The sequence below is a fragment of the Acidiphilium acidophilum genome, assembly GCF_033842475.1.
Lineage (GTDB): Bacteria > Pseudomonadota > Alphaproteobacteria > Acetobacterales > Acetobacteraceae > Acidiphilium > Acidiphilium acidophilum.
Window position 1 is genome coordinate 3,355,280 of record NZ_JAWXYB010000018.1, and the last position, 13,226, is coordinate 3,368,505.

Consider the following 13,226-nt stretch of genomic DNA (forward strand, 5'->3'; position numbering starts at 1 on the left):
TAGAAACCGGAGGATATCCATGACCATTTCAAGACGGACCATGATCGGCACGGCGGCGGCCGGGGTTGCGGCGGCGAGCTTGCCGCTCGGGCGGGCGCGCGCGGCGGGCAAGGCGCTCAAGATTGCGGTGATCAGCGATTTTTCCGGCCCGTATCGCGATATCGGCGGCCCGACCTCGGTAGCCTGCGTGCAGCAGGCGCTGGCGGATTTCGGCGCGAAGGACAAGGGCTACGAGGTGACCGTGCTGCAGGGGGATCATCAGGAGAGCCCGGCGGTCGGCACCGCGCTCGCGCAACGGTTTTACGATCAGGGGGTCGACCTCGTGATCGATGTGCCGAACTCGGCCATCGGCATCGCGATCGAAGGGGTCGCGCACGACAAGAACCGCGCCTACATCAATACCAATTCCGCATCCTCCGAAATCACCGGCAAGTTCTGCAACGCGCAGACGGTGCACTGGACCTACGATACCTACATGCTCTCCCATTCCACCGGCGGGGCCATGGTCAAGGCCGGCGGCAAGAAATGGTTTTTTGTGACTGCCGATTATGCCTTCGGCCACCTGCTCCACGAACAGACCGCCGCCGTGGTCAAGCAGATGGGCGGGACCGAAATGGGCAACGTCAATTTCCCGTTTCCCCAGACCACCGATTTTTCCTCGTTCCTGATCCAGGCGCAATCCTCGGGCGCCGATGTGCTCGGCCTTGCCAGTGCGGGCAAGGATACCGTCAATCTGGTCAAGCAGGCGCACCAGTTCGGCATCAACCGGAAAATGAAGATCGCCGGGTTGCTCGTGTTCATCAACGACGTGCACGGCATGGGACTCGACATCGCCCAGGGCCTGACCCTGACCGAGAGCTTCTACTGGAACATGAACGACCGCACGCGCGCCTTCATGGCACGGGTGAAGCCGCGGACGCCGGATAACTATCCCTCGATGGGCCAGGCCGGGTGCTACTCCGGCGTGCTGCATTTCATGAAAGCCGTCGAGGCCATGAACAATATGGCGGACGTGAAGAACGGCGCCGCCGTTGTCGCGCAGATGAAGAAAATGCCGACCGATGACGACGCCTACGGCAAAGCCTCGATCCGTGCGGACGGGCGGTTCATGTGCAACGCCTACCTGTTCCGGGTAAAAACCCCGGCGGAAAGCAAAGGCCCATGGGATTACTACGACCTGGTCGCGACGACGCCCGCCGATAAGGCGTTCATGCCGATGGCCGCCGAGGGATGCCCGTTGGTCAAGGCCTGATTGCGGCGTGCGGGCGATCGGAAGACAGGAAGGCTTCTTTTTTTGTAAAAAAAGAAGCAAAAAAACTTTTGTTATTCTGGTTCGTAGCCTTTGACACGTCCGTGCTCCAATTGAAGAAAGTTTTGTGCTTCTTTTTTTAAAAAAAGAAGCACTTTCTCTGCCTTGCCTCGTCTTTCCGCAAAGGGACACCCAAGCAGCCATGATGATGATTTTCGGAAAGCCCGCGCCGTTATTGTTCGGGCAATTATTGCTCGGGATCATCAACGGGTCGTTTTACGCGATGTTGTCGCTGGGGCTGGCGATTATTTTCGGGTTGCTGAACGTGATCAATTTCGCGCATGGCGCGTTGTTCATGGTGGGGGCGTTCGTCACTTGGGGTTTGCTGCATTATCTGGGTATCGGGTATTGGCCGGCGCTGGTGGTGGCGCCGGTGATGGTGGGGGCGTTCGGGCTGCTGATCGAGCGGACGCTGATCCGGTTCACGTACAAGCTCGATATTCTGTATGGGTTGCTGCTCACGTTCGGCCTTGCGCTGGTGCTGGAGGGGTTGTTCACCAACGGGTTCGGCAGTTCGGGTGTGTCGTATAACGGGCCGGATATTCTGTCGGGCACGCTGGATCTGGGGTTCATGTATCTGCCGGTGTATCGGGCTTTCGTGGTGGTGGCGGCGATCGTGATCTGTTTTGCGGTGTGGTTCACGATCGAGAAGACGTCGCTGGGGGCGCTGTTGCGGGCGGCGACAGAAAATCCGGCGCTGGTGCAGTCGTTCGGGGTGAATGTTCCACGGCTGATCTCGCTCACCTTCGCGGGCGGGGTGGCGCTGGCGGGGTTGGCGGGGGTGCTGGCGGCGCCGCTATATTCGGTCAATCCGGGGATGGGGACCAGTCTAATCAACACCGTCTTCGCGGTGGTGGTGATCGGCGGGATGGGTTCGATCGGCGGGGCGATCCTGACCGGGTTCGGGCTCGGGATCATTCAGGGGTTCACCGAGGTGTTTTATCCGGCGGCTTCATCGGTGGTGGTGTTTGCGGTGATGGCGGTGGTTTTGCTGGCGCGGCCGGCCGGGTTGTTCGGCCGGGTGGCGTGATGTTCGGGTTCACGCGGGCGCAGGGGATCGGATTTGCCGTGATGCTGGCGGTGCTGGTGGTGGCGCCGTTCGTTGCATATCCGATTTTCGTGATGCAGGTGATGTGCTTCGCGCTGTTCGCGATGGGGGCGAATTTGCTGACCGGGTATACCGGGCTGCTCTCGCTGGGGCAGGCGGCGTATTTCGGGATGGGCGGCTATATCGCGGGGTATGCGCTGCAGACGCTGCATCTGACGCCGGAGGTGGGGATCGCGCTGGGCGGGCTGGTGGGTGCCGCGATCGGCGTGGTGTTCGGCTGGCTTTCGATCCGGCGGCAGACGATCTATTTCGCGATGGTGACTTTGGCGCTGGCGCAGCTTGTCGAGTTTTTCGCGGTGCAGGATACCGGCTTCACCGGCGGGGAGAACGGGATCCAGGGCATCCCGCGCGGCAGGTTGTTCGGGGTTTTTCCGGTCGGGCACGATTTGCAGTTTTATTGGGTGGTGCTCGCGGTGTTCGTGATCGGGTTCGTGTTCGTGCACCGGGTGATCCATTCGCCGTTCGGGCAGGTGGTCAAGGCGATCCGCGAGAACGAGAACCGGGCGATCTCGCTGGGCTACCGGGTCGAGCAGTATAAATGGATCGTGTTCATTCTCGCGGCGGGGCTGGCCGGGGTGGCCGGTGCGATGAAGGCGCTGGTGATGGGGATTGCGACGTTGACCGACGTGGGGAACGCGACCTCCGGCATTGTCGTGCTGATGGTGCTGGTGGGCGGGATCGGCACGGTTTACGGGCCGTTGATCGGGGCTGCGATCATTATTGCCATGCAGTATTATTTGGCGGGATTCAGCGATTGGGTTACGGTCATTCAGCTCACTCATCCCCTCATTACGTAGCCGGCATGGAATTGCCGAATATGCCGCTGCTGCGCAGCATTTCCGTGAACCGCCGCATCAGGGGCAGTAGCCGGTGCTTCGGCATGTTCGGGATCAATTCATAGAGCATGCACCCCTGACGGAACAACGAGTGTGAGCGGGTCTTCGAAGTGTTGGACTTGAGCTGTCGATCCATTCCCAGGCTCTCGCCTGCCGTCCCGAGCATGGTCAGCAGCGCCATCGCAAACGCGCTGATGAGCAGCAGCCGATCGCGCCGCTCTGGTTCGGCGATGCGGATCTCAGCCATCCCCATCCCAAAACGCAAATCCTTGACGTCCCTGAAGCTGGGTTCGATCGTCCAGCGCCGGGAATATTGCTTGATCAATGTCCCTGCAGACGCCACGGCGTCACTGCTCGCCAGGCACCACGGCTCCTTCATGTCACGCGCATGTACGCACACCACGGCACCGACCTGATAGGCGTGCGAGGCGGTGACGCGCGCACCACGCAGTTTGCGCGCCCGGCCCGATTTGCCGACCCAGTCCGCCGCGGTTCGCGTCTCGCCTGCGGCATCGGTGACATGGATGTTGCCGCGGAAGCGAATGATATAGGCAAAGCCAAGCTCCGTAAGATACGCGAACAGCTTGTGGTCACCGAAGCCGCGGTCGGCCAGGATGGTCACGCGGCAGCCGGGCGGGACAACCTCCGACAGGCGGCGCAGGCAAGTATCCTCGATGGCGTTGCGCTGATCTTTCAATTCCTCTTTCCACATCGACAGCCACAACAGAGGCATCGCCCGGCCATGCTTGCTCACCAGGTTGAGCGCCAACGTTGCCTGATCGTCGCCGTCGAAATCCGTCCAGTCCATGGCAACGACGATGTCGGTCTGCGAACCCACCAGATGCGGTACCCAACGGGCGAAGCTTTCCCAGACGTCGATACTCTCGTTACTGAGCATGCGATCAACCTGCTTGATCGCGTGCTTGGTCACCAGCCCGCGCGCCTGTGCCAACGCCTGACCGATCATCGCGACGGCGAGCGACGCGCCGGTCATCACGCCCAGTGTCGCAGCAGACAGGGAGTCAACGCGTTTGGCGTGGAGATCGTGGGCATACAACTCGTCAATGAATGCGCGGATGTCCTTCAACCGCCCACCATCACGCTTTTTCGATGCTGCAATTCCCATGATCCACCCTCATCCATGCATTCCAACGCTTGGTAGAGAATCGCAGCGAATCGGCGCAATACCTGGACCTATGGAAAATGGGGGGATTCCTGAGGTCATTCAGGGCGTTATTTTCATTGCCTGCGTGCTTGCGTTCCGCCGGGGGATTATCGGTGAGTTGGGGGCGAAGCTGAAACTCTCGCTTTAGGAGGCACCGGATGATCGAGGAGCTTCGGGACCGCGATGCGGTGGGGCTGGCGGCGCTGATCGCGGCGGGGGAGATTTCGGCTGCGGAATTGCTGGAGGCGACGCTGGCGCGGATCGACCGGGCGGAGGCGGGGATCAACGCCATTGCGGTCGATCTGCGCGAACGGGCACGGGCGGAGGTGGCGCGCGGGGTGGTGCCCGGTGGGCCGTTTGCGGGGGTGCCGTTTCTGCTCAAGGATATTTTCCAGGAGGATGCCGGCGTGACCATGACCATGGGGACGCTGGCGCTGAAGGATCATGTGGCGCGCACGACATGCGCCTATGTCCGGCGGGTGCGGGAAGCCGGGTTTGTCATCATCGGGTCGACCACGACACCGGAGTTAGGCCTCAAGGCAACCACCGAAACCGTGCTGCACGGCGATACCCGCAGTCCGTGGAATCTCGAACGCACGCCCGGCGGGTCATCCGGCGGGGCGGCGGCGGCGGTTGCGGCGGGGTATCTGCCGATGGCCGGGGCGTCGGACGGGGGCGGATCGATCCGGATTCCGGCGTCGTATTGCGGTTTGTTCGGGCTGAAGCCGTCGCGCGGGCGGGTTTCGGAAGGCCCCTCGATCGGCGAGGGGTGGGAGGGCGCGGTGTGCACCCATGTGCTCACGCGTTCGGTGCGGGATTCGGCGGCGATGCTAGATGTGCTGGCGGGGGCGGAGCCGGGCGATCCGTTCGTGATCGCACCACCGGCGCGGCCCTTTGCGGCAGAGGTGGATGCCGAACCGGGGCGATTGCGGATCGGGTTTTCGACGCGCTCGCCGGTCGGGGGACGGGTGGATGCGGAGATGGTCGCGGCGGTCGCAGGGGCGGCGAGGCTGCTCGAAGGGCTCGGGCATGTGGTCGAGGAGGCGGCACCGGATATCGACGGCGAACTGCTCGCGCGGTGTTACATGGGGCTGTATTTCGGGCATGTCGCGGCGATGACGGCGCGTATCCGGCGCGAGACCGGGTGTGCATCCTCGGCGTTTCATGCCGATACCAGGGCGTTGGCGTTGCTCGGGCGTGCGATGTCGGCGGGGGAGTATGTCGCGCTCCGGGAGCATTGGAACGGATTTGCGCGCAAGCTGGCGGCGTTTCATGAGCGTTATGATCTGTTTCTGACCCCGACCACGGCGCTGGGGGCGGCGCGGATCGGCGAGCTTGATACGCCGAAGCGGATGCAGGCGATCGCCGGACTGATCGACCGGCTGGGGGTGGGCAAGGTTCTGATGAAATCGGGGATCGTCGATGATCTGGCGTTCAGGAATCTGGAGAGGACGCCGTTCACCCAGTTGGCCAACCTGACCTTTGTTCCCGCGATGTCGGTGCCGTTGCATGTCGGGGCGGACGGGATGCCGGTAGGGGTGCAGTTCGTGGCGCGGTTCGGGGCGGAGGCGATGCTGTTGCGACTGGCGGGGCAGCTCGAACGCGCCGCACCCTGGGCGGGGCGCATGCCGGTTCGTCACTGAAGCGGAACGGTTGCCGCCGCGTGAGGCGCGGCACGCGGTATTGCCTTGAACATGCAGCGGGACCTGCCCACATCCGAGACGGTCGGAGGTGCGGCAACGATGAGGGTGCGCCCGGACCGGAACAGGGCGCTGGACTGCGTCGCGAAATCGGGGCCGAAGGCGATTCGGTGTTGATTCGGAACCGGAATTCAGGCCGTCACCGGCTGCAGGGAGAGAGTCCAGCATGGATGAGCAGATCGTCATGACCAGCACGACCTCGCCTGCTGCGGCGCAGTCGCATGATACGGCGGTGACGCCGACGCGACCGGTGGGCACGGCGCTTTATCGTGTTGACATCAAAACGAGCGGGATTGCCGATTGGGACCGGGTTCTCGGTGAAGCCGTGGAGCTTGGGTTCGAGGGCGTTCTGCTGGCCTCGCCATTCGCAACGGGGCGGGATGGATCGGGGCTGGTTGCCGATCATGACCGGATCGAGGGTGCGGGCGAGGCGATGGCGGTGCTGCGCGGCCTCGCCGGGGCGGCGCACGCGCTGGATTTGTCGGTGGTGATGGAGGCCGGGCTCGACCGGGTGGCCGGGGATGCGGCGCTGACTGCTGCTTATCCCGCGTGGTTTGCGCATGCGGCGGCGGGCGCCTCGTTCTGTTACCTGTCGGATTCCGATCCGGTGGTGGATTGGTGGGATGAGCGGCTGGCGCTGTGGCAGGAGTGCGGGATTGACGGGTTTGTCTGCGCGGCGGCGCATGTGGTGCCCGGGACGGTGTGGGCCCGGCTGATCGCGGCGGCGCGGGGGCGGCATCCGGACTGCCGGTTCATCGCGAGTGTGTTCGGCGCGCGGCCCGGGGAGATTTCGGCGCTGCGCGATAGCGGGTTCGATTACGCGCTGAGTTCGTCGTGCTGGTGGGATGGGCGGGCGACGTGGCTCGGGGATGATCTCGAACGGGTGGGGGCGATCGGGGCCGTCGCTACGCTGGCTGAACCGCCGGGTGAGGTGGCGGCGCCGGGACGGCGGGATGTGACGCTGGCCGGGTTTCTCGGCGCGTTATGGATCATGAACGGGGCGCTGAGCACGGAAAATCGCGCGGCGATCGGCGAGGTCAACCGGTTACGGCGGGCGCATCGGGGCTTGTTTCACGGACGGGTGCGGATCGGATCGGTGCCGGGGGCGGCGGTTGCGGTGTTCGCGCGGCTGGACCGGGAACGGACGGGGTTGATTCTGGCCTTGGCACGCGGGGTTGCGCCGGTCGCGGTGGATGAATTGCGGATCGGGCTCGGGGCGGCTTGCGGGGACATTGCGGCGGGAGAGGATATGGCGACGGATGAGACGGGCGTGCTGATCGTGGAAACCGCATCGCCGCGACCGGTGTTGCGACCGGCGCGGATGCTGACGCCCGCGAAGACCGCGATCAAATGGCCGCGCATCGCGATCGAGGCGGTGACGCCGTGCGTGGAGGGCGGGCGGTTTCCGGTCAAGCGGATCGTGGGCGAGATCGTGACCGTCGAGGCCGATCTGATCTGCGACGGGCATGGCAGGCTGGCGGCGGATCTGGTCTGGCGGGAAGCGGATGAGACGGACTGGCAGCGCGCGGCGATGACCCCGGCGGGGAACGACCGGTGGAGCGCCGCGCTGCAACTGACCAGGCTCGGGCGGTATCAGGTGAGTATCGAGACCTGGATCGACCGGTATGGTGCGTTCGTCGATGAAGTGGTCAAGAAACATGCGGCGGGGGTGGCGATTGCGCTCGAACTGATCGAGGGCACCAATCTGGTCGAGGCGGCGGTGAGCCAGACCGGGGCGGCGGATCATGCCGGGCTGGCCGGGGTTCTGGCTGCGGTGCTGGCAACCGAGGCGGAGGGCGAGCGGCTCGGTCTGCTGACGGATCCGGCGACGGTTGCGCTGATGCGCGCGATCGAGACCCGGCATTCGCTGTTGCGGCTGGAGCCGGTGATCCCGATCGATGCCGAACGGACCCGGGCGGGGTTTGCCAGCTGGTACGAGATTTTTCCGCGCAGTCAGGGACGGTCCGAGGCGGAGCACGGGACGTTCGACGACGTGATCGGCCAGTTGCCGCGGATCAGGGCGATGGGGTTCGACGTGCTGTATTTCCCGCCGATCCACCCGATCGGGAGCAGGAACCGCAAGGGGCGCAATAACAGCCTGACGCCGAACGAGACCGATCCGGGCAGCCCCTATGCGATCGGCTCGGCGGAGGGCGGGCATACCGCGATCCATCCGCAGCTCGGCGGGTTCGAGGATTTCCGCCGGCTGCTCGCGGCGGCAGAGGCGCAGGGGATCGAGATTGCGCTGGATTTCGCGATCCAGTGCGCGCCGGATCATCCGTGGCTGCGTGAGCATCCGGAGTGGTTCGACTGGCGGCCGGACGGGACGATCCGCTACGCGGAAAATCCGCCGAAGAAATACGAGGATATCGTCAACGTCGATTTCTACGCCGAGGGCGCGATGCCCGCTCTGTGGGTGGCGCTGCGCGATGTGGTGGCATTCTGGGTCAAGCAGGGGGTGCGGATTTTCCGGGTCGATAATCCGCACACCAAGCCGCTGCCGTTCTGGGAGTGGATGATCGGGGATATTCGCGGGCGCAATCCGGAGGTGATGTTTCTGGCGGAAGCCTTCACGCGGCCCAAGGTGATGTACCGGCTGGCGAAGATCGGGTTTTCGCAATCCTATACTTATTTCACCTGGCGCAATACCGCGGCGGAACTGCGCGACTATATCGTCGAGCTGACCACCACGGCGCCGCGCGATTTTTTCCGGCCGCATTTATTCGTCAATACGCCGGATATCAATCCGGTATTCCTGCAATCCTCGGGGCGGCCCGGGTTCATGCTGCGGGCGGCGCTGGCGGCGACGCTTTCCGGGCTGTGGGGGGTTTATAACGGCTTCGAACTGTGCGAGGCGGCGGCGCTGCCGGGGCGGGAGGAATATCTCGATTCCGAGAAATACCAGATGCGGGCATGGGATCATGACCGTCCCGGCAATATCGTGGCCGAGATTACCGCGTTGAACCACATCCGCCGGCAGAACCCGGCGCTGCATTCGCATCTCGGCGTCACGTTCCTGCCGTGCTCGAACGACCGGGTGCTGTATTTCGAGAAGGCCAATCACGATCGCAGCAACGTGCTGCTGGTTGCGATCAGCCTCGATCCGTTCGCGATGCAGACCGCCGAGATCGAACTGCCGCTGTGGCGGTTCGGGCTCGGCGACGATGGCGACCTGCAGGCCGAGGATCTGGCGCGCGGGGTAAGTTTCGTCTGGCACGGCAAGCGCCAGATCGTCGGTTTCAATCCTCAGGAAATGCCTTACTGCATCTGGCGGGTGCGCTCATGAAAAAACTCGGAAAATTCGCAACCCCGTCCTTCAAGGATGCCGATCCGCTCTGGTACAAGGATGCGGTGATCTATCAGGTTCACGTCAAGTCGTTCTTCGACAAGAACAATGACGGGGTGGGCGATTTCGTCGGGCTGATGGAGAAGCTCGATTATATTGCGGAACTCGGGGTCACCGCGATCTGGCTGCTGCCGTTCTATCCCTCGCCCCGGCGCGACGATGGCTACGACATCAGCGCCTATCGGGCGGTGCATGAGGAATACGGCACGCTGAGCGACCTCAAGCGGCTGATCGAGGCGGCGCACCGGCGGGATATCCGGGTGATCACCGAACTGGTGATCAATCATACTTCCGATCAGCATCCGTGGTTTCAGAAGGCGCGGGCCAGCAAACCCGGCTCGGCGGCGCGGGACTATTATGTGTGGTCGGACAACGATCACAAATACGATGGTACCCGCATCATTTTTCTCGACACCGAGAAATCGAACTGGACCTGGGACCCGGTGGCCGGGGCGTATTACTGGCACCGGTTCTACAGCCATCAGCCGGACCTGAATTTCGATAATCCCCGCGTGCTGCAGGAAGTTCTCGGCGTCATGCGGTTCTGGCTCGACCTCGGGGTGGACGGGCTGCGGCTCGACGCCGTGCCCTATCTGATCGAGCGCGAGGGGACCAACAACGAGAACCTGCCCGAGACCCATGCGATATTGAAGCAGATCCGCGCCGCGATGGACGCCCATGCGCCGGGGCGGATGCTGCTCGCCGAAGCCAATCAGTGGCCGGAGGATGCGCAGCAGTATTTCGGCGATGGCGATGAGTGCCACATGTCGTTTCATTTTCCGCTGATGCCGCGCATGTACATGGCCATCGCGCAGGAGGACCGGTTTCCGATCTCGGACATCATGCGCCAGACCCCGGCGGTGCCGGAAGCCTGCCAATGGGCGATTTTTCTGCGCAACCATGACGAGCTGACGCTGGAAATGGTGACCGATTCCGAACGCGATTATCTGTGGGAGACCTACGCCGCCGATCGCCGGGCGCGGCTCAACCTCGGTATCCGGCGGCGGCTGGCGCCCCTGCTGGAGCATGACCGGCGGCGGATCGAGCTGATGAACGGGCTGCTGTTCTCGATGCCGGGGACGCCGGTGATCTATTACGGCGACGAGATCGGCATGGGCGATAACATCCATCTCGGCGATCGCGACGGGGTGCGCACGCCGATGCAATGGTCGCCCGACCGCAATGGCGGATTTTCGCGGGTCGATCCGGCGCAACTGGTGCTGCCGCCGATCATGGACCCGATTTACGGCTATCAGGCGGTCAACGTCGAGGCGCAGGCGGCGGATGCCCATTCGCTGCTGAACTGGACGCGGCGGATGCTCGCGGTGCGCAAGCGGCATCGTTCGTTCGGGCGGGGGTCGCTGCGGTTTTTATATCCGGGCAATCGCAAGGTGCTCGCGTATCTGCGCGAGTTGACCGATGCCGAGGGGCGCGACGAGACGATTTTGTGCGTCTATAACCTCTCGCGGATCGCGCAGGCGGTGGAACTCGATCTTTCGGCGTTCGAACACCGGATTCCGGTCGATCTGGTCGGCGGCTCGCCGTTCCCGCCGGTCGGGCAGCTACCCTATATGCTGACCCTGCCGCCCTATGCGTTCTATTGGTTCAGCCTCGCCACCGAGGCGGCGCTGCCGAGCTGGCGGATCCAGCCTTCGGAGCCGCTGCCGGAATTCGCGACGCTGGTGATGCGCAACGGCTTGTCCGACCTGCTCAATCGCGAGACCCGTGCGATCCTGGAGACCGAGAGCCTGCCGAATTACCTCGCGCGGCGGCGCTGGTTTGCCGCCAAGGACCGGAAAATCACGTCGGCGACGCTGGGGCGGGCCGATATCGTCGGCAACGAGACCGCCGGGGTGCTGCTGGCGGAGGTCAATGTCGAGGTCGGCGGCTCGGTGCAGACCTATCAGGTGCCGCTGGCGGTGAGTTGGGACGACATGCCCTCGAACCCGATGGTGCAGCAGCTTGCGCTCGCCCGCATCCGCCATCATCGCCGGGTCGGGTATCTGACCGATGCCTTCGCGATCGATGCGCTGCCGCGCAACATCATCGCCGGGCTGAAGGCGCGGACCACGCTGGCGGTTTCGGATGGCGAGATCAAATTCCTGCCGACCTCGCAGATCGACGAGCTGGAGGACATGAAGGAGGCGGAGATCCGGCGGTTTTCCGCCGAGCAATCCAACAGTTCCATGATCGTGGGGGATACCGCGGTGATCAAGGTGCTGCGGCGGATCGAGGGCGGGATTCATCCCGAGACCGAGATGACCCGGTTCCTGACCGAAGCCGGATATGCCAACACCCCGGCGCTGCTCGGCGAGGTGGTGCGGGTGGATGCCGAAGGCGTGGGGCATACGCTGATCGTGGCGCAGCGCTTCGTGCGCAATCAGGGCGATGCCTGGCAATGGACCCTCGATACCGTGTCACGCGCGGTTGACACAGCCATCCATACCGAACTCGACGAGGCGGGCGAGGCGGATGCGATGGCGGGGTATCTGCCGTTCGCCGCCGATTGAGCAACCTGATGTCTGGAAAATAGGGCGAGCGGGGGTCAGGCATCCTGGTAGTCCCACTTGATGTAGCCCTTGGTGTCGGCGGCCCATTTTTCATCGATTTCGACGAGGACGGCGCTGACGAGGCGTTCGAGGGAGGCTTCGTTGGGGAAGACCCTGATTTTGGTGGTGCGGCGTTTGAGTTCCTGCTGGATGCCGCGTTCCATGGGGTTGGAAGTGCGAAGCCGGCGCTGGTGGGGTTCTGGCAGTGTGAAGACGGTGAGGCCTTCGGGGATATTTCGTTCGAGCCAATCGGCGAGCTTTGGTGCGGTGTCGCGATAGGCATTGACGAGGGTTATGAGAGCGATCTGGGCAGCGGCGAGGGAATTTGCGTTCCAGACGGTCCGGAGTTCTGCGCCGATGCGTTTGCGGATGGCGTGGTTGGGGGCGTGGTGGATGGCGTTTTGGGCGAGGTGGAACTGGCATCGTTGCCAGTGTGCGGCGCCGAAGACGGCGCGGCGTGCGGCGTGCAATCCGGCATGGTCATCGGAGACGATGAATTCGACGCCTCGCAGGCCACGCTGATGGAGGCTTTCGAGGAAGGCACGCCAATGGACTTCGGCCTCGGAAAGGGCGACCGAGACGCCGAGGACACGGCGGCGTTCATCGGGTCCGATGCCGATGGCCGAGAGCACGGCGGCATCGCGGACGACGCCATTATCGCGCATTTTTTCATATCTGGCGTCGAGGATGAGGTAGCGGATCTCGGCGAGGGGTCGGGTGCGCCAGGCGGCGAGTTCGTCATCGAGCAGCTTGCTGGCGCGGCTGACCTGAGCGGAGGAGAGGCTTTCGATGCCGAATTCGCGCATGACGGCCTCGACGTCGCGGGTGGAGACGCCTTTGATGTACATTTCGGCGACGGCGACCATGACGGCGCGGACCGAGCGTCGGCCGCGTTCGAGGGACTGTGGGTAGAAGGGTTCGCCCACGTGACCGGCGGTTTTGGGGACATCGACGGTGATCGACCCGGCCGGGGTATCGATCCGCTTGGGCTTGTAGCCATTGGCGTAACCCTGACGATCGGGGTTGCGCTCGTAGTGACTGGCGTGGAGGAAGCGTTCGCGCTCGATCTGCATGGCGAGTTCGAAGGTCCTGGCAAATACCGTGGCGATATCGCCTGCGCCGTTTTCGATCAGATGTTCCAAAAGTGCCTCGATAATCGTATCCTTTTTGGCGTCCATTCATCGGTCTCCATGTTGGTGTGAACAACTGCATG

General features: G+C 63.6%; 8 protein-coding genes. 6 read left to right on the plus strand and 2 right to left on the minus strand.

Going from position 1 to position 13,226, the window contains the following annotated elements; genetic code table 11:
* Nucleotides 1-19: 19 nt before the first annotated feature.
* The 3 genes from SIL87_RS18645 to SIL87_RS18655 all read left to right on the plus strand — a co-directional run bounded on the left by SIL87_RS18645 (nucleotide 20) and on the right by SIL87_RS18655 (nucleotide 3,214).
* Complete coding sequence (locus SIL87_RS18645; protein ID WP_319615646.1) at nucleotides 20-1,252, plus strand: ABC transporter substrate-binding protein; 1,233 nt, start codon at nucleotides 20-22, stop codon at nucleotides 1,250-1,252.
* A 199-nt stretch (nucleotides 1,253-1,451) separates the two neighbouring features.
* On the plus strand, nucleotides 1,452-2,339 hold the full coding sequence (locus SIL87_RS18650; protein ID WP_319615647.1) for a branched-chain amino acid ABC transporter permease: 888 nt from the start codon (nucleotides 1,452-1,454) through the stop codon (nucleotides 2,337-2,339).
* Entirely contained in the window at nucleotides 2,339-3,214 is an 876-nt protein-coding gene (locus SIL87_RS18655) for a branched-chain amino acid ABC transporter permease (RefSeq protein WP_319615648.1), read from the plus strand. The genes SIL87_RS18650 and SIL87_RS18655 overlap by 1 nt, the downstream gene beginning before the upstream one ends.
* On the opposite strand, the gene SIL87_RS18660 is transcribed toward SIL87_RS18655, so the two are convergent.
* Nucleotides 3,207-4,379, minus strand: coding sequence for an IS4 family transposase (locus SIL87_RS18660; protein WP_319612376.1), 1,173 nt, complete (start codon nucleotides 4,377-4,379; stop codon nucleotides 3,207-3,209). The genes SIL87_RS18655 and SIL87_RS18660 overlap by 8 nt on opposite strands.
* 197 nt (nucleotides 4,380-4,576) lie before the next feature.
* Between SIL87_RS18660 and SIL87_RS18665 the strand changes: the two genes are divergently transcribed.
* From SIL87_RS18665 to treS, 3 genes are all read left to right on the plus strand, one after another.
* Nucleotides 4,577-6,061, plus strand: coding sequence for an amidase (locus tag SIL87_RS18665; RefSeq protein ID WP_319615649.1), 1,485 nt, complete (start codon nucleotides 4,577-4,579; stop codon nucleotides 6,059-6,061).
* 223 nt (nucleotides 6,062-6,284) lie between these two features.
* Complete coding sequence (locus SIL87_RS18670) at nucleotides 6,285-9,404, plus strand: alpha-1,4-glucan--maltose-1-phosphate maltosyltransferase (protein WP_319615650.1); 3,120 nt, start codon at nucleotides 6,285-6,287, stop codon at nucleotides 9,402-9,404.
* The gene (treS, locus tag SIL87_RS18675; protein WP_319615651.1) at nucleotides 9,401-11,974 is read left to right on the plus strand and encodes a maltose alpha-D-glucosyltransferase; all 2,574 of its coding nucleotides are present in this window, start codon (nucleotides 9,401-9,403) and stop codon (nucleotides 11,972-11,974) included. Before SIL87_RS18670 ends, treS begins: the two co-directional genes overlap by 4 nt.
* A gap of 35 nt (nucleotides 11,975-12,009) precedes the next feature.
* Here treS and SIL87_RS18680 read toward each other — a convergent pair whose 3' ends face one another.
* Nucleotides 12,010-13,191 carry an IS256 family transposase gene (locus tag SIL87_RS18680; protein WP_319612474.1) on the minus strand — a complete coding sequence of 394 codons (1,182 nt, stop codon included), beginning with the start codon at nucleotides 13,189-13,191 and terminating at the stop codon, nucleotides 12,010-12,012.
* Nucleotides 13,192-13,226: the final 35 nt, after the last annotated feature.

Coding starts and splice junctions, on each gene's coding strand:
- SIL87_RS18645 (WP_319615646.1), top strand. CDS start 20: ATGACCATTTCAAGACGGACCATGATCGGCACGGCGGCGGCCGGGGTT.
- SIL87_RS18650 (WP_319615647.1), top strand. CDS start 1,452: ATGATGATGATTTTCGGAAAGCCCGCGCCGTTATTGTTCGGGCAATTA.
- SIL87_RS18655 (WP_319615648.1), top strand. CDS start 2,339: ATGTTCGGGTTCACGCGGGCGCAGGGGATCGGATTTGCCGTGATGCTG.
- SIL87_RS18660 (WP_319612376.1), bottom strand. CDS start 4,379: ATGGGAATTGCAGCATCGAAAAAGCGTGATGGTGGGCGGTTGAAGGAC.
- SIL87_RS18665 (WP_319615649.1), top strand. CDS start 4,577: ATGATCGAGGAGCTTCGGGACCGCGATGCGGTGGGGCTGGCGGCGCTG.
- SIL87_RS18670 (WP_319615650.1), top strand. CDS start 6,285: ATGGATGAGCAGATCGTCATGACCAGCACGACCTCGCCTGCTGCGGCG.
- treS (WP_319615651.1), top strand. CDS start 9,401: ATGAAAAAACTCGGAAAATTCGCAACCCCGTCCTTCAAGGATGCCGAT.
- SIL87_RS18680 (WP_319612474.1), bottom strand. CDS start 13,191: ATGGACGCCAAAAAGGATACGATTATCGAGGCACTTTTGGAACATCTG.